General features: G+C 33.4%; 13 protein-coding genes. 11 read left to right on the plus strand and 2 right to left on the minus strand.

Annotated features, from left to right (window positions below; all coding sequences use genetic code 11):
* Positions 1-464 precede the first annotated feature (464 nt).
* The 3 genes from QLQ94_RS09820 to QLQ94_RS09830 are packed head-to-tail and all read left to right on the plus strand — an operon-like array spanning position 465 to position 5,764.
* On the plus strand, positions 465-1,937 hold the full coding sequence (locus QLQ94_RS09820; RefSeq protein WP_271334972.1) for a glycoside hydrolase family 10-like protein: 1,473 nt from the start codon (positions 465-467) through the stop codon (positions 1,935-1,937).
* Positions 1,938-1,957: 20 nt separating this feature from the next.
* A complete protein-coding gene (locus tag QLQ94_RS09825) occupies positions 1,958-4,462 on the plus strand; it encodes a beta-N-acetylhexosaminidase (RefSeq protein WP_271334971.1) in 2,505 nt (834 codons plus the stop codon).
* Between the two features lie 6 nt (positions 4,463-4,468).
* Positions 4,469-5,764, plus strand: a complete 1,296-nt coding sequence (locus QLQ94_RS09830) for a serine hydrolase domain-containing protein (protein ID WP_271334970.1) — start codon at positions 4,469-4,471, stop codon at positions 5,762-5,764.
* A 283-nt stretch (positions 5,765-6,047) separates the two neighbouring features.
* Here the strand turns inward: QLQ94_RS09830 and QLQ94_RS09835 are convergent, their stop codons facing one another.
* On the minus strand, positions 6,048-7,139 hold the full coding sequence (locus QLQ94_RS09835; protein WP_271334969.1) for a Ppx/GppA phosphatase family protein: 1,092 nt from the start codon (positions 7,137-7,139) through the stop codon (positions 6,048-6,050).
* A gap of 732 nt (positions 7,140-7,871) precedes the next feature.
* Here QLQ94_RS09835 and QLQ94_RS09840 point away from each other — a divergent pair.
* On the plus strand, positions 7,872-8,087 hold the full coding sequence (locus tag QLQ94_RS09840; RefSeq protein WP_482499611.1) for a hypothetical protein: 216 nt from the start codon (positions 7,872-7,874) through the stop codon (positions 8,085-8,087).
* A 396-nt stretch (positions 8,088-8,483) separates the two neighbouring features.
* Here the strand turns inward: QLQ94_RS09840 and QLQ94_RS09845 are convergent, their stop codons facing one another.
* Complete coding sequence (locus QLQ94_RS09845) at positions 8,484-8,969, minus strand: hypothetical protein (RefSeq protein ID WP_271334967.1); 486 nt, start codon at positions 8,967-8,969, stop codon at positions 8,484-8,486.
* A 263-nt stretch (positions 8,970-9,232) separates the two neighbouring features.
* Here QLQ94_RS09845 and QLQ94_RS09850 point away from each other — a divergent pair, with 263 nt between their 5' ends.
* The 7 genes from QLQ94_RS09850 (at position 9,233) to QLQ94_RS09880 (ending at position 16,009) form a co-directional block, all read left to right on the plus strand.
* A complete protein-coding gene (locus QLQ94_RS09850) occupies positions 9,233-9,409 on the plus strand; it encodes a hypothetical protein (RefSeq protein WP_271334966.1) in 177 nt (58 codons plus the stop codon).
* A gap of 11 nt (positions 9,410-9,420) precedes the next feature.
* Entirely contained in the window at positions 9,421-10,104 is a 684-nt protein-coding gene (locus QLQ94_RS09855; RefSeq protein WP_271334965.1) for a hypothetical protein, read from the plus strand.
* Positions 10,105-10,211: 107 nt separating this feature from the next.
* Positions 10,212-10,643 (plus strand): hypothetical protein, encoded by a 432-nt coding sequence (locus tag QLQ94_RS09860; protein WP_271334964.1) that lies wholly within the window; start codon positions 10,212-10,214, stop codon positions 10,641-10,643.
* Between the two features lie 673 nt (positions 10,644-11,316).
* On the plus strand, positions 11,317-11,871 hold the full coding sequence (locus QLQ94_RS09865) for a hypothetical protein (protein WP_271334963.1): 555 nt from the start codon (positions 11,317-11,319) through the stop codon (positions 11,869-11,871).
* Between the two features lie 119 nt (positions 11,872-11,990).
* The gene (locus QLQ94_RS09870) at positions 11,991-12,788 is read left to right on the plus strand and encodes a hypothetical protein (RefSeq protein ID WP_271334962.1); all 798 of its coding nucleotides are present in this window, start codon (positions 11,991-11,993) and stop codon (positions 12,786-12,788) included.
* On the plus strand, positions 12,789-15,464 hold the full coding sequence (locus tag QLQ94_RS09875; protein WP_271334961.1) for a TonB-dependent receptor: 2,676 nt from the start codon (positions 12,789-12,791) through the stop codon (positions 15,462-15,464). It begins immediately after the preceding gene.
* A complete protein-coding gene (locus QLQ94_RS09880) occupies positions 15,461-16,009 on the plus strand; it encodes a hypothetical protein (protein WP_271334960.1) in 549 nt (182 codons plus the stop codon). The genes QLQ94_RS09875 and QLQ94_RS09880 overlap by 4 nt, the downstream gene beginning before the upstream one ends.
* Position 16,010 lies beyond the last annotated feature (1 nt).

Genomic DNA, 16,010 nt, shown 5'->3' on the forward strand with positions numbered 1-16,010 from the left:
CTAAATCTGTGAGAGAAAAATTTAGCCAAAGATTAAAGTTCTTTAGCCACGAATTAAATCTGCTTGATCTGCTAAATCTGTGAGAGAAAAATTTAGCCAAAGATTAAAGTTATTTAGCTACGAATTAACACAAATTAAGTCTGCTGAATTTACATGAAGAAAAGTCAGATGAAGATTAGAGAATTAAGCTTTTTTTTAAATTAAGAATTATGATTATTTACGATTGTTCCGCTTCGTTTTTCATTTTGATCAAAAGGAGATTCGAGTAACAGCAAACAGGCGAAGTAATCACAATAGTAACCCGACAAAGATTGACGAAATTAGTAAAGGAATTTCTTGTGTGATTTCTCCTTTCGTCGAAATGACAATATTGTGTCTAAGCTTTGCTCCGGATAACTATCGGCATTGCGGTTAAGCTAGCTTGTTACAGATTAAAACTATATTAACTAACCAAAAATAATATTATGAAAAGTCTAAAATTTTTAATTGTGATGTTACTGTTTCAAAACTATGTTTTCAGCCAGCAACCAGCAAAAAGAGAAATGCGGGCAGCCTGGATATCTACTGTCGATAATATAGACTGGCCATCGAAACCCGGTTTGTCAGACAAACAGATTAAAACAGAAATGATCACTTTACTGGATAATTTACGGTCCAATAATCTGAATACCGTAGTTTTTCAGATCCGTCCTACGGCAGATGCTTATTATAAATCAACCAAAGAACCCGCATCATATTGGATCACCGGAACACAGGGAGTTGCTCCCGGTTTTGATCCGCTTCAGTTAATGATTGATGAAGCAGGAAAAAGAGGAATGAGTGTTCACGTTTGGCTCAATCCGTATCGTGTACAAAAAGATACAACCAAAGAAGTGCTTGCAAAAAATCATTTGTATTTTAAGAAACCGGAGTTATTTGTGACCTATGGAAAAACAAGATATTTTAATCCCGGTTATCAAGAAACCAGGGATTTTGTTGCTTCTGTAGTAGGCGAAATAGTCCGTAATTATAACATTCAGGCGATACATATGGATGATTATTTTTATCCTTATAAAATAGTAGGACAAGAGTTTCCTGATCAGGCAGCATTTGCCAAAGAGCCGAGACAATTTAAGGACAAAGACGATTGGAGAAGAGACAATGTCGATTTGATCATCAAACAAATACGAGATACTATAATTGCGAATAAACCGGAGGTCGAATTTGGAATTTCGCCTTTTGGCGTCTGGCGAAATATAGCCAAAGATTCAGAGGGTTCAAATACTGTGGCAGGAGCGACAAATTATGATGATTTGTATGCTAATATTTTGAAATGGCAAAAAGAAAACTGGATCGATTATGTAACGCCGCAATTGTACTGGCACATTGGTTTTGACAGAGCTAATTTTGAAGTTTTGGCAAAATGGTGGGCTGCACACAAATACGGAACAAATGTTTATATAGGTCATGGAGATTACAAGATTTCGAATACAGCCAAAGAAGTAGAATGGAGAAGCCCTGACCAGATTGTAAAACAAATAGAAATGATCAGAACCATGCCTTTAATAGATGGTTCAATGCATTTTACGGCTTCTACTTTTCTAAAAAAAGGAGATACGCTGAGAAAAGCCATTACTGAAAAACAATATAAATATATCGCATTAACACCTGAGGCGAATAGAATTACAAGGATAAAACCACAACCGCCTACAAATGCATCGATTGCAGATAAAGGAAACAAAGTAGTGCTTACCTGGAAACCCGGGGCAAACAATCAAAAATTTGTTATCTATAGATTCCCTAAAGGAAAAATAACTGATTTCTCTAATCCTGAGAATATTTACTATGTTACTACAGCTGTAAAATTAGAGGTACCGGATGCTAATTTAAAAAACTACACTTATGCTATTACCGCTTTGAGTGCCACGCAAACTGAAAGTATTCCGATACAATTTTAATAAAATAAAAAGCTATAAAGATGAAAAAAAGTATACTGCTAATTGCCGTTTTCCTGAGCTCGCTGAATGTATTGCAGGCGCAGAAACTGGATATTATTCCCAGGCCTGTAAAGATAGAACAAGAAGATAAGTTGTTTGTAATACCTTTAGCTGTGAAGATTATTGTAGACAAAAAAATGCAAAAAAGCGCTAGCTATATTGCAAGTGATTTTTTTAAAAATACAGGAATTAATGCAACGGTTGCTACTGGAAGCAAATACGGAAAAAATGGAATATCGTTTTTGATAGATGAAAAATTAGATCTTCCTAATGATGGTTATAAGTTAACTGTAACTCAAAAGGGAGTTCTGGTAAAAGGAAAATCTTCAAACGGAGTGTTGAATGGTTTTCAGACTTTATTACAGATTTGTTCTGCAAAAGACGTGAAGAAAGGAACAATTCCGTTTGTGAAAATAGAAGATTATCCTCGCTTCGAATGGCGCGGAATGATGCTGGATTGTTCAAGACAATTTTTTGATAAACAAACGGTAGAGAATTATATAGATTGGCTGGCAGCACATAAAATGAATGTTTTTCATTGGCATCTTACGGATGATAACGGATGGAGAGCCGAAATTAAATCAATGCCTGACTTAACTTTAAAAGGAGCCTGGAGAGGTCCCGGTGAAGTTTTATTGCCATCATATGGTTCCGGAGATAAACGTTACGGAGGATTTTATACGCAGCAGGATATGAAAGAAGTTGTAGCGTATGCATTGGCCCGTGGAATTGATATCATGCCTGAAATCGAAATCCCAGGACATTCGCGTGCCGTAACAGCTTCATATCCTGAAGTAGGATGTGTAACGACTCAGGAAACAAAAAGTGTTCAGGGAGAAGTAAAAAATGTCTGGTGTGTAGGCCGCGAAGAAAATTATCAGATTCTGGATTCTATTATTAGAGAATTTTCAGAAATGTTTCCATTCGAATACATTCATGTTGCGGGCGACGAAGTAAACAGAGCCAATTGGGAGCACTGCCCAAAATGCAGGGCTTTGATGGAAAAAGAAGGATATACAGATACTTTTCAGCTTCAGAATTATTTCTTTAGACGTGTAGAAAAAATAGTAGCAAAATACAACAGGAAAACAGCCGGCTGGAATGAAATTTTAAAAGGAGGAGAAATCAATCCCAATACTTTAATTAGTGCGTGGCAGGGAATAAGCTACGGAATTGAATCGGCTAAAAAAGGATATGAAACAATTATGATGCCCGGGCAATTTACTTATTTCGATATGGCACAGTCTGAAAATGAGCGAGGTCATCGCTGGGCTGCGATTACGGATACAAAAAGAGCGTATTCGTTTGAGCCAATTCCAAATAATGATTTAACTCCCGAACAGCAAAAAATGATAAAAGGGGTTCAGGGTGCTTTGTGGAGTGAATATCTGGACCGCCCTGCGAGATTTATGGAATATCAGAGTTATCCCAGAATTGCTGCTTTGTCTGAAATAGGGTGGACTAAAAAAGAAGATAAAAACTGGGATGATTTTTACGGAAGATTGACACATAGCCATTTACAGCGTTTGGCAAATATGGGAATTGCTTTTAGAGATTTTCCTCCTACAGCGATTTATAAAGACGGAAGCATAACAGTAACTCCGCCTTATGAAGGAGCCATTGTACGATATGATACACAAGGAAATGAGCCTACAAGACAATCGCCTTTGTACACAAATCCAATCAGGACAAAGGATTATGAAAATTACCAGTTCCGTACTTTCTTTAATGAAGTTGTTGCAAGTCCGGCTGTAAAAGTAGAGAAATTACCGGTTGCCAACTGGAATACCTCTAAAGTTGAGGTTTTAAACATTTCGGAGAATATTTCGGAACATATTGATAAGAATGGCATTTGGTATCTCACATTTGTTCCAACAACAGATGAGAGTATCAGTGGTGCTGTCAAAGCTGTTTCGCTTTTTGAAAATGATAAACTGATACAAACTTTTTCAGATGAAAAAACGTTGAAATCAAAACCTCGTTTGCGATTTTTGATCGAAAATTATAACGATAAAAATACGTATCGTCTTGATTTTACTGTTGAAAATAAAGAAGCAAAAGAATCTTCGGCGAAAGTCAATTTCAATTGTTCTCCTTATTTAGAACCAGAGGTTAAGGTAACTTCATCAATGGTTGAAAATCCGAAATTTCCAATTTCTAATTTAGCGGATTATAACCCGGAGACGTATTTACGTACTGATGTTGCTTGTGCAAATGGCGATTGGATTTTATATACTTTTACAAATCCTGTAACCACTGCAAAAATTGATGTTTTGACAGGGATTCCGCATCATCCAAGATTTATTATTAATAACGGTTTTGTTGAGTATTCATATAATGGAATTGATTTTATAAAAGGTGATGATTTTGATTATGGCAATGCATCAATTTATCCTAAACAACCGGTAAAAGCAGTTAAAACTACGATTACAGGAACAAACAACGAACCTCTTATGGCAGGACAGGATTTAAGAATTAACCCTTAGTAAAAAATGAAAAAAACAGGAATCAGGATCGTACTTGTTATTTTGATACTTTCAGGAATTAGTTTTAGTTCCCTGAAAAAGTCTTTTGACACAAAACAAAATGAGGTTTTTATTGATTCGATGATGAATAATGCCCTCAAAAAAGGTTTTTTTCCGGGAGCTCAAATTATTGTGGGAAGCAAAGATTCTGTTTTTATAGTAAAGAATTACGGCTATCATGATTACTCAAAAAAAGATTTGGTAAAAACAGACGATGTATACGATTTAGCTTCCATGTCTAAAGTTTTGGGAGCAACACTTGTCGCCATGCGTTTAGTAGGAGAAGATAAAATAAGTTTAGAGGATAAATTGGGGGATGTTGTCCTGACATACAAAAATACGCCTATTGCAGATTTAACGCTTTTTGAATTACTGACACATACAACGGGACTAAAATCAGGAATCACTTTTTACAAAAGCCTGTTGTCAACCCCTGACGGATCGCCTTTATTGAGCAATCAGCAATCGGCAGATTATCCAGATTTGTTTGATAATATGTATGTAAACAAGAACATCGTTTACGATACAAAATACCTTTCTTTTGAGCCAAAAGACAATTATGTGAGGATCTATAAAAACATGTGGCTGAATCCTGAATTTTATAAATCTGTTTATGACCAAATTGCTGTAGCGAATACAAATAAGCGTGGTCAATATTTGTACAGTGATTTGAATTTGATTCTGGTACAACAAATGATGGAAGCCAAAACCGGTTTAAAACTAGATCAAATGGCGAGAGGAATCTATAACGAATTGGGGATTTCAAAAATTGGATACAATCCGTTGCAATGGACTTCTGAGCAAAATGTAATACCTACGGAGATTGATTATTTGTTCAGGAAAGACACCATAAGAGGATATGTACACGATGAAGCAGCAGCTATTCTTGGAGGCGTTTCTGGAAATGCGGGTTTATTTGCCAATGCGCAATCTATCGCTGTGATTTGCCAAATGTTGCTTAACAATGGAAAATATAATGGAAACCAAATTATAAAAGCAAAGGTTGTTGCGACGTTTACAAAATCGCCTCTTGTCAAAAAAGGAATCTATCGCGGACTTGGTTTTGATAAACGTAAACCGGATGAATTCTTTAAGAAAGATGATTTTGGACATACGGGATTTACAGGTACATTTTTCTTTATAAATCCGGAAAATAATAGGTTCTTAATTATTCTGACCAATCGTGTCAATCCTACCAGAAGTAATAGATTGATGTATAAAGATGATTTTAGTGCTAAAATTTGGAAACAAGTAAATAAGTAAAAAAAAGTTAGCCGCAAATTGCACTAATTTCCACGAATTAATTTCTGATAATTTAAAAAAGTTAGCCACTAATTGCACTAATTTCCACGAATTAAATCTGCCTTAATCTGCACGATCTGTGTGAAAAAATTTGTGCTAATTTGTGAAATTCGTGGCTAAAAAACTTTGATCTCCATAATTTATCCGGCATAAAAAAAGCTCCAGATTTCTCTGAAGCTTTGGTACATATATAATTCCGTAATAATGAAACCAGACAGGTTCCGTAAGAATGATAAAGGATATTCTAAAAGTTAGTGTTTACTTTTTTAGAACGATCTGCAATGTGAGAGATCAGCCAGGTTACCTGTCCGTCTTTTACAAAATATATTTTTTTAGTTTCCAAATTTGGAATACTTTCAAGGAACATTGCCAATATGTTATTTGCAGAAATAAGGTATTTCTGGTCGTAAACATTAAAAACTCTTTCAGCTTCTTTATTAGTTTTCGCAAGGTTACTATACTTGTTGAAATTGTTTTTAAGGATTGCATCATAATACATAACATCTTCTAAAGTCAAAGGAATGTAGTGATCCTTAAGGTTTTCGTTATAGTATAGCGTTGCAAAAGCCCATACGGCACCACCGGATAAGTAGATTTTTTCTTTCTTTAGAATTTGAGGATTTGCATCAAGCATTTCTTTTATTCTTTTGCGAAGAACAGTATTAAAATCAAAGGATTTTTCCTGAAATGTAGACATATCATTGACCTGATTTTGATTTACAACCGTTTTTTTGACTGCATCAGTAAGCGACATCGTACCAAAATCAAGTTCAAGAGGTACAAATTCTAATTTGCTGTCAAGGTCATCAATATAACCGCCTTTTGTCGTTTTTGCACCAATATCAAGCAATAAAGCATTAGAATAATCAACAGGAGGTATAGCACCTTTAACAAGCATTTTAGCTTCTTCGTCGATATCTATAATGTCAAAATTTTTGCTGGTCAGGGTCGAAACTTTATTCTTTAAAACATCGATGTTGCGCGCAGATTCAAAAACCGGAGCGGCAACTATAAAAATGTTTTCTTCAAGAAGTTTAAACTGCTTTCTTACTTTCTTTAATTGATCAAAAATGATGATACTTGTTTTGTTGATATCGTCCTGAGTAAGCTCGCCGTTATCAGTAATGTGTTGGGCAAGATCAATTCTGTCATTCGAGAAATAAAGAATCTTATAGTCTGCTTTTTTGATGTTATTAACCTCAAGAACAGAAGTTTTTATTGCTCTTCGTCCGATTTCAATTCCTACGTAAAGGTTTTTTTGAGAAAAGGAATTGATCGAAAAAAATAGGTTTAAAAGAATAAAAAATAAAATTTGGGATTTGTTTTTTTTAAGCATTGGATTTAGTTATTGTTGTAGTATTTGTTTTTGAATATAGGTTGTAAGATAACTTGTGTGGTATTTATGTGAAAGTCATAATTTTAAATTAAAAATAATGGGTTTCATTACAAGATCGCAAATTTATAAAAACATTTAAGAACATAAACGCAGTTGCTGGAAAATATAGCATTTAATTAATATGAGGTTTTTTCAGTGATAACGGTAGGTGAATTGTAGTTGCTAAAGTGCTGAAAAAGAATAAATAATAGAAAAGTATTTAGGGTTAAAAACAATCCAATAGCCGAGTGTCATGATTAATGTTTTAGATAGTAAATCATTTGTACGACAGAATTTGGATTAAATTTGGTTTTAAAAGTTATGGAGTTTATCTAATTAGTTCAAACTAACGATAGGTGGATGTCCTGAATCTTATTTTGATAAGAGATACCATAATTAAGAGAAAAGGCCAGACAATTTTTAATATTCATGAAAAAGATACATATTATCATTAGCATGGGAATGTGGTGGAAGGGTTTAAAAGTAATTTATAATATATGTTATTGATTAATTGTTTTCAGTCTTCGAAGAATTCTGGTAGAAGTTGCATAAAAGTTTTTTTTGCGCGTTTTTTTATTCTTTTGAATCGTAGATATGATGCGTTTCTTTTTTCTAAAAGCAATATCAGATTTTAAATAGTTTTTTGTGTGTTATCGTAAATGATAACCGAATTACGTAAAAATAGTCTCACATTTGAATTATCATAATTGTAATTTAATTGGGAAGAAACTAATGGAAGCAAAAGAAATTAAAAACGTAGAATATCTTAGAAAACTAGTGAATAAGTATTTAGATATTTCCAAAGAAGCAGATAATAAAACAGATTGTAGTGCTGAAATCAAGTTTGTCAATTATTATGAGCTTGGCTGTACCATAACAGATATGCTCAAATTATGTATTTGGCACTGAATAAGGAAACGCAAAGGACTTCAGAAAAAGTCGAAAACCCATCGATTAATGTGGCCCTTATTTTAGAGGTGGTACTTCAAATGTTTCCTATAAATGAATTCGAGCTTCTAACTGAAATTAGTGAATTGGTTAGTGCAGATTCCTTATAGTTTTTATAAAAAAGGACTATAAAATAATTGAATAAAAAAAGCTCCGGAGAAATCTGGAGCTACCTATGGACATAATTACGAGACAAGCACAAGTTTCATTATTTGGCATTAATTTTTTGTGAAATTGATTTCACAAACTTAGTTAACGTAATTAAAATTTGTGCAAATTAGTGCAATTCGTGTTTATAATTGATTTACAATATTGGTCTCTGCACGATAAGTTTTATAGGTGTCTTTATATTCAGTTTTACGGAATTTCGGTAGCTTCTCCCATTCCCGCAAAAATGGCTTTTTTAAAGTCCAGTTTAGGCTCATTGATCAAAGTTTCATCTTTTACAATTGCAACATTTACAACCGTTTTATTAGCGCCTTTTTGCAGAGGCTGTTCCTTAAACCTTCCGCCTACGATAAGATAATCAGTTTTTAATTGAGGTTTTTTATCTCTTTCTTTATAGTCGAGAGTTTTATCCAGTTTTACTAAATAGTACTCGCTTCCGTCTGCAGCATCTAATTGTTTTACTATTTTTCCCGAAACTTCATCAGCACCCGGAGAATAATCTTCTAATCCATTTTCGCCATAAATTGTATTGAGCTTAATCGAAAAGAGCGCTGGATTTGAGTCATCCAGTTCTCCTATTTCTATTGACGTTAGGTCCAGATTTTCAGTTTTAGATTTGTTTTGACATCCTGATAAGACTAAAAATAAGGATGCTATTATGAGGGTTTTATTCATAGATTTTTGATTAACAGGTTGTTTTGGTAGTGATTATGATGAATTAAATTTGTTTATATAAAGAGTAAATATAAACAAAAAGCTTTGGATTTTTTTGAAGCTTTGTTTAAAAATCCAACAAAATTATACTGGATATTCAGAAGTATATTGTTGATTTTTAATAGTGTAGAAAACCACGATCCTTGCTATTGTTTATATGAAAAAAACAATATATTTGAACAGCATATCTTACAAATGTGCAGTAAGAAATAAGAATAATAAAAATGGGATACCTAATTGGACTTTTAATAATTGTAATTACAGTTGGAGTCTTGATTCGATCTAAAGCAACAAGTAAGAAAAAAGTAATCATATTTTCTGTAATTATTTTATTAATGCTATTGCTGCCTTTTATTTTATTGTTTTTGGCCTTCGCAACCGGAGCTGAATTTAAAGATTAAACCGAATTGAAATGAATAAATTATTTGCACTTTTTATATTAATATTCTCCTTGCAATCTTGCGAAAATAAAACTGGAAAAAAGATTAAGGATTCACATCAAATAAAAGAGAAAGCAGAAGAATGGACAAAAGAACAGGAGGAAGAACTTGCAGGAAGTTTATCAGTAAAATTTGATGATGATAGTTTAGTTGATAATTTTAATATCTTATTCAATGAAGATGAAATAGCGCAGAGTGTACTTTCGGTTTATTTGTCTTCGCAAAAGAAAGAAGTCAAAATTAATCTGCTAAATAATAGCGTTCTGTATAATAATAAAGAATCGGCTTATTATACATTCTTTACAATAAACGAAAAAAAGATATGCATAGTAACCATACAATATGCTGATCAGGAATCGATCCCGAATATCTCTGGAGAAAAGAAAGATCTGGTCGAAAAAATAAGATTAAGATTTAATAATCAAAACCATAAAATTCAGGTAATTGGATATGACGTATCTTATCAGAAAGAGACAAAAAGCATCACAAAATCTTTTAACTTCATTACCGGGAAATATATCGCGACCAGCAAAATTGATGGAAAAACTTCTACTGTAGATGGTTGGTCTGCAGAATTGGAAAATATTTATGCAGAAGATTGGAATTTTCCATTGGTACGTGATAAAATTTTTTGGATTGGAGAAGAAGTGGAATAAAACAAAATAATCTCGATTTGAATTATAATAGATTTTATAAAGAGGGAAATCACTGCAGCAGATAGCCATTAAAAGGGATTGATTTTGAATCAAAAAAAACAAATAATATGAGAAAAATAATTGCTTTGTTTTTTATAATTATAAGCTACTCTTGTGATAAAGGGAATGCTGGAGAAGATAATATTGTAATAAAAAATTCAGATTTAAAAACTGAAATCCTGAAATTTAACGAAAATGCAAAATATCATACAGGAAGAAATACAGACAATACGGTTTCGGTAGCTTTTTGGAATGATAATAATGAAATTCGCGTAGGGCTTTATTCCTCCAAAAAACTTAAAAATGAGGACTATATTGGAAAAACCTATGCAGATAAAATAACTGTCTTTTTTTATTCTAATGACAAATCTGCTTTTAGAGATTTAATTGATGTAAAATTTACAGCTAAAGAAAGTAACGATAAAAAAGATTTTTCTGATGCTTATACAAGCTTTTATGTATATAAGAATGGAAAATTAGAATCAATTCCAACAAAGTAATGCGACTAACAAGTCGTCTTTCTTGGCTGTGAAGTCTTTCGACTTTAGAAGTTGTAATCAAAAATACAATCATGGAAAAGTTTATCTGTATCAAATTATTAATCATTATATCAATAAGTTGCTCTGCGCAAAGACTTAGCTTTGCAGATAAAAAAGCACACAGAATTATTGGTCTGGGATCTAAAAAACAACAGTAAAATAACTTACCGGCGATTAAAGTTTCTGTTTTTGATAGAGGTTCGACTATAATTTTAAAGAAAGGCGATATAACACCTCCCGCTCCCAATCTTGAATATAAAGATTATGTCATGACAAAGCAGTAAATAAGTATCCCTGCTCCCCCAAAAGCAACTTATAAAAAGTAGGAGGAATGCCGGAAATCTAACCAGATTATCGCAGGATATGCATATAATTGTTGTATTTCTATCTTAAATTTAATACTTCAGGAAATAGCGATAATCTTTTGAAAAAAAGGGAAGTTATTTCATTGATACTCATTGTCTCTGATGATATGGGCAAACTCAGGAAACATAATGCCTAAAGAATAATGTTAAATAGTATGTAAATATAACCCCACAAGTAGTGTTGAATAATAAGTTTGTTAAAATTGTAAGATTTAAGTTAGGGATATGTGAATATTGTATACTTTTATATAAAATCTAAAACATATCCTATGAAAACCTACAAAATTTTATCTGCTTTATTTTTACTAGCTGTTTTTGGAAAAGTCTATGCCCAAGACACTAGGACTGATTTTCACACGATAGGAATTACAATTCCTACAGTAGCCATTGTGGATATCGAACCAGCTCTGGCCAAAAACATTACGATGGCTTTTACTGCTCCTATAGAAGCGGGTTTGCCCATTGTAGCTCCTGCAAACAATGCTAGTTTATGGCTTAATTATTCTTATATTCCAACAACAAGCACAAAAACGGCCAAAGTATCTGTTAAAATGGATGCAGTTGTACCTGGTTTAGATGTAAGGGTTCTGGCAGCTACAGCTACCGGAACAAATGGCGGCGGAACACTGGGAACTAGTGCCGGAAGCGCGATAACACTTACCGCGGCTGATCAACAAATTATATCAGCAATTGGAGCTTCTTATACAGGAGATGGTGCCGCCAACGGACACAATTTAACCTATTCATTAAACGCGACTAATTACACAGGTTTGTTTGCATCTACACCTTCAGTGATAGTTACTTATACCATTAGTGAAAACTAAAACCCATATTTTTTCAAAGATATTTAAACAAAAATAGTGTCGCTTACATAAAATCAGGAGACACTATTTTTGTTTAACTATCTACTTCTGTCTACCTATTTCAACCTACCTGCTAAGCGATGACTTTAAAAAAAACACTCTTTTTTATTGCAGTTTTCTTTGCGTATACTAATGTATTCGCAAGCATTGTTATAACCAATGGTTTAACACATAGTTACAAACTAAAAGAAGGAATATTGCAAAAAGGAATTATCACTATTCAAAACACTTCTGATATTGCTCAAAATGTAAAATTGTATCAACAAGATTATAGCTATAATGCTACGGGGACTTCATTTTATGAAGATTACGGAAAGAATAAAAGGAGCAATTTAAAATGGATTAAATTAAGTACCAATTTATTAAAAATAGAGGGCAGGAGTAAGACTGATGTGTCTTATGAAATCACTATTCCTGAAAATACCCCTGCCGGCAGCTTTTGGAGCGTAGTTATGGTTGAACCTGTAGATGATGTTGTACCAAATGATGTCAAAAACGGTATTCAGTTAAAAACGCTCATTCGTTATAGCATTCAGATGGTGACCACAAATGAAAAACCTGCGAAGGCTTTAATGACTTTTGATGCCATCAATTTAAAGAAAATTGAAGGAAAGCATGTTTTAGAACTTACAATTTCAAATAATGGGGAAATATTTCATATCGTTGAAGCCACCATTGAGATATTTGACAGCAAAGACGGCAGTAATAAAGGAAAATTCAAGAGCGATATACAGAGTTTACTACCCAATAATTCTAAACTATTTACTATAGATTTAAGTTCAGTTCCTGTTGGCAATTATAATGCTTCAATACTTGCAAGTAGTGCAGAGGACCACGTTTTTGGAATAAATATCGAATTAAATATACCCAATGAATAAATGAATAAAAGAATAATTATATTATTTTTTATTATTCCGTACTTTTCTCAGGCACAAAAACTCGCGGTCGATTTAGTAAATCAGAATGAGTTTATTACTCCGGGAAAGGTACAAACGTTGGTTTTTAAAATTACGAATCCATTTCCCAAGGATTTTTTAGTCACGGTAACGAATACACTTCCTGAAGGTTGGGTTTTGGCTGCTGCACCTTATGATCTTACTTTAGCAGCAAACGAGACCAAAATATATTTAGTTGCTATTCAGGTACCCATTAATTCATCAAAAGGCAAAGACAAAATAAATTTAGTTATTAAGGACAAGACAAATAATATTTTGCACTCTCAGGATTTTGTACTAACGGTCAGTCAGTTGCAACGAATAACATTAGAACTTATTTCGGCATCAAGCTACGTAAAAGCAGGAGACACTATCAATAATTTTTTTATGCTGAAAAATGAGGGAAACGTCAAAGAAAATATTTTTATCGAAACCTCTGCCCGAACTTTTATAAAAGGTGATAATCCTATTTTGATATTACCGGGAAAGTCTGTCCTAATAAATGCATATCAATCTACTGAACTTGAACAGCCTAAACCTTCACAAAATTTAATTAAACTTACAGCTTCTGTCAAAAACGACTCTGTTCAACCTGTTTTTGCCTCCCAGATAACAAATGTTATTCCTGTTTTTCCGGTAAATGAAGATGTCTGGCTTCGGTTTCCTATTAGAATAGCGGCAACCTATATTGGGAGACAAGAGCGAAATGATTTTGACAGCGGATTTCAGGGAGAAATTTATGGAAGAGGAGCTCTAAATGAAGAAAATTCTAAATTACTTGAATTTAGGGCTATCGGTCCGGACCGTTTCGGATTAACGTCCTTTTCTCAGTACGAAGAATATTTTATAAATTATAAATCGACTAATTTTTATGCTCATTTGGGCGATAAGACCTTTTCTTCGTCATTTTTGACAGAGTTTTCAAGATATGGGAGAGGTGTAGAATTAAGGCAAAAATTCGACAAGTTAGAAGTTGGAGGTTTTTATAATAAACCCCGTTTTTTTAAAGATATTAAAGATGAAATCAGTGTTTATGCCAAGGTAAATTTTAATGCCAAAAATAATATACGCTACGGATATTTATTGAAACGAAAAGAGAACAATCAGGACGATCATCTACACTATGTTGCAGGCGAGGGAAATGTTTTTAAGAGAGTTGCTGTACAAGGAGAATATGCTTTAAGCAGTAATAATGTAGCACAAGGAAATGCATGGCAGCTACAAACACAAACTTATTTTAAAGATCTGGATGTCAATGCGAGCTATATATATGCATCGCCTCATTTTTCAGGTTATTATACCAATACCCAGTTTTTTACGGCTAATATTAATTACCGAATTTTACCCAAACTGAGCCTTTCGTCTAACTATCAAAAGGATGCAAGAAACTTTGAAAGAGATACTCTGTATGGAGCCGCGCCATACAGAGAAGCTTTTCAGGTAGGGATACGTTATAATTATTTAAAAAGAGGTGCGATTTCGTTCTTTAGCGGAACTCAGGAATATGAAGACAGAATGGAACATAAACAGTTTTTTTATAAAGAAATGTTTAGCCGTATTGAATTGTCTCAGGATATTTATAAATTTTCGATCAATCTTCAAATGTATTTAGCAGAAACGACTAATTTTTTGATTAATTCAAAAGGCGCATCATCACTATATACTGCCAATGTTAGTTATAACAACAAAGGAAATTCTATAAGTCTTTATGGTAGTTATTCGACCGTAAATCGATATGCGACAAAGGATGAGAAGCTGTTTTTATATGGAGGGCGTGTCAATGCTCATATTTACAACAGATGGGATGCCAGTTTATTTTATCAAAACACCTATTATCTGGAGGATTATTATACAGACAGAAATCTGTTGGAGCTGGCATTAAATTACAGAGTAGCACCAAATCAACAAATAAATATACTTTCCCGATATGCTTTAGCGCAGCATCAGATTGAGAATAAGGATTTTGCATTTTCAGTACGTTATGTTCTGGACATTAATGCGCCTATAAAAAAAATCAAAGAGTATGGTTTTTTTGAAGGAAATATCACTAATTTAGGGAGTGCACAAATAAAGGATATAAAACTTCATTTAGGTCCCTATTCAGCTATTACGGATGAAAATGGTCATTTTTTGTTTAAAAATGTGAAACCTGATATTTATTTTCTTGAAATAGAAGAAGGAACATTAGGTGTGCAGGATATTACCGATATTGACATTCCGGCTAAAGTTACCATAACCGAAGGAGGAAATTATTTCAATTTTGGTATTACAAAAGCTTCCGGTATAAAAGGAATGATACTGCTTGACGAAAAAGATGCTGATAGCAAAGACCAAAGTGTTATTGTTGAAGTGATATCAGATAGCCAGGTTTTTAGAAAAATATGTGATATTACCAAACCTTTTGATTTTACCTATCTAAGACCCGGTGATTGGAAATTAAAAGTATATCGCAACGGATTAAACAGTAAATATAAAATTCAGACAGATGATATAAACTTAACACTTAACCCGGATGAAGATCAACAAGTTCAGGTTAAGATTAGTAAAACGGAAAAAGAAATAAAATATTTGCAAAAACCAATGAGAGTAGGTTTTAACACTTCAAAAGAAAAAAAATGATTTTTAATTCGATTCAATTTGTTTTAGGAGTATTCCTTTTTTTTTCTGGTAGTTTGTTTCTTTCGGCACAAACAACAGGAAGTCGCAATATTAATGTGAATCTTTCTGAAGTTGCATTACTTGATGTAGAACCTGCTATGACGGCTATTTCTTTTAGCTTTTTGGCACCCACAGAGGCTGGTCGCCCATTAACCATTCCTGCTGTTAATACTACAAAATGGTTAAACTATACGTCTGCTATAAAAACAACAACGCCCGCAAGATCTGTTTCTGCCCAAATTGATCAGACGTTCACCGGATTATTCGTAAAGCTTCAGGCCGCTGCTGCCAGCGGTAGTGGGGGAGGTACACGAGGGATTCCTGTGGGTAAAGTTACACTAACCACCGTGCCTACAACAATTATAACAGGTATTGGCGGTGCTTTTACGGGAAATGGTATCAATAACGGACACTTATTAAATATTTCTCTTGAAATGGATGATTATAAGAAATTAGTACAAACTACTAATAAAATAATTACTATAACCTATACTATTAGTAACTAAA

Source organism: Flavobacterium sp. B114r (assembly GCF_056824125.1).

What these genes read in the sequence shown, in the direction of transcription:
- QLQ94_RS09820 (WP_271334972.1), top strand. Translation starts at nt 465, where the DNA reads ATGAAAAGTCTAAAATTTTTAATTGTGATGTTACTGTTTCAAAACTAT.
- QLQ94_RS09825 (WP_271334971.1), top strand. Translation starts at nt 1,958, where the DNA reads ATGAAAAAAAGTATACTGCTAATTGCCGTTTTCCTGAGCTCGCTGAAT.
- QLQ94_RS09830 (WP_271334970.1), top strand. Translation starts at nt 4,469, where the DNA reads ATGAAAAAAACAGGAATCAGGATCGTACTTGTTATTTTGATACTTTCA.
- QLQ94_RS09835 (WP_271334969.1), bottom strand. Translation starts at nt 7,139, where the DNA reads ATGCTTAAAAAAAACAAATCCCAAATTTTATTTTTTATTCTTTTAAAC.
- QLQ94_RS09845 (WP_271334967.1), bottom strand. Translation starts at nt 8,969, where the DNA reads ATGAATAAAACCCTCATAATAGCATCCTTATTTTTAGTCTTATCAGGA.
- QLQ94_RS09850 (WP_271334966.1), top strand. Translation starts at nt 9,233, where the DNA reads ATGGGATACCTAATTGGACTTTTAATAATTGTAATTACAGTTGGAGTC.
- QLQ94_RS09855 (WP_271334965.1), top strand. Translation starts at nt 9,421, where the DNA reads ATGAATAAATTATTTGCACTTTTTATATTAATATTCTCCTTGCAATCT.
- QLQ94_RS09860 (WP_271334964.1), top strand. Translation starts at nt 10,212, where the DNA reads ATGAGAAAAATAATTGCTTTGTTTTTTATAATTATAAGCTACTCTTGT.
- QLQ94_RS09865 (WP_271334963.1), top strand. Translation starts at nt 11,317, where the DNA reads ATGAAAACCTACAAAATTTTATCTGCTTTATTTTTACTAGCTGTTTTT.
- QLQ94_RS09870 (WP_271334962.1), top strand. Translation starts at nt 11,991, where the DNA reads ATGACTTTAAAAAAAACACTCTTTTTTATTGCAGTTTTCTTTGCGTAT.
- QLQ94_RS09875 (WP_271334961.1), top strand. Translation starts at nt 12,789, where the DNA reads ATGAATAAAAGAATAATTATATTATTTTTTATTATTCCGTACTTTTCT.
- QLQ94_RS09880 (WP_271334960.1), top strand. Translation starts at nt 15,461, where the DNA reads ATGATTTTTAATTCGATTCAATTTGTTTTAGGAGTATTCCTTTTTTTT.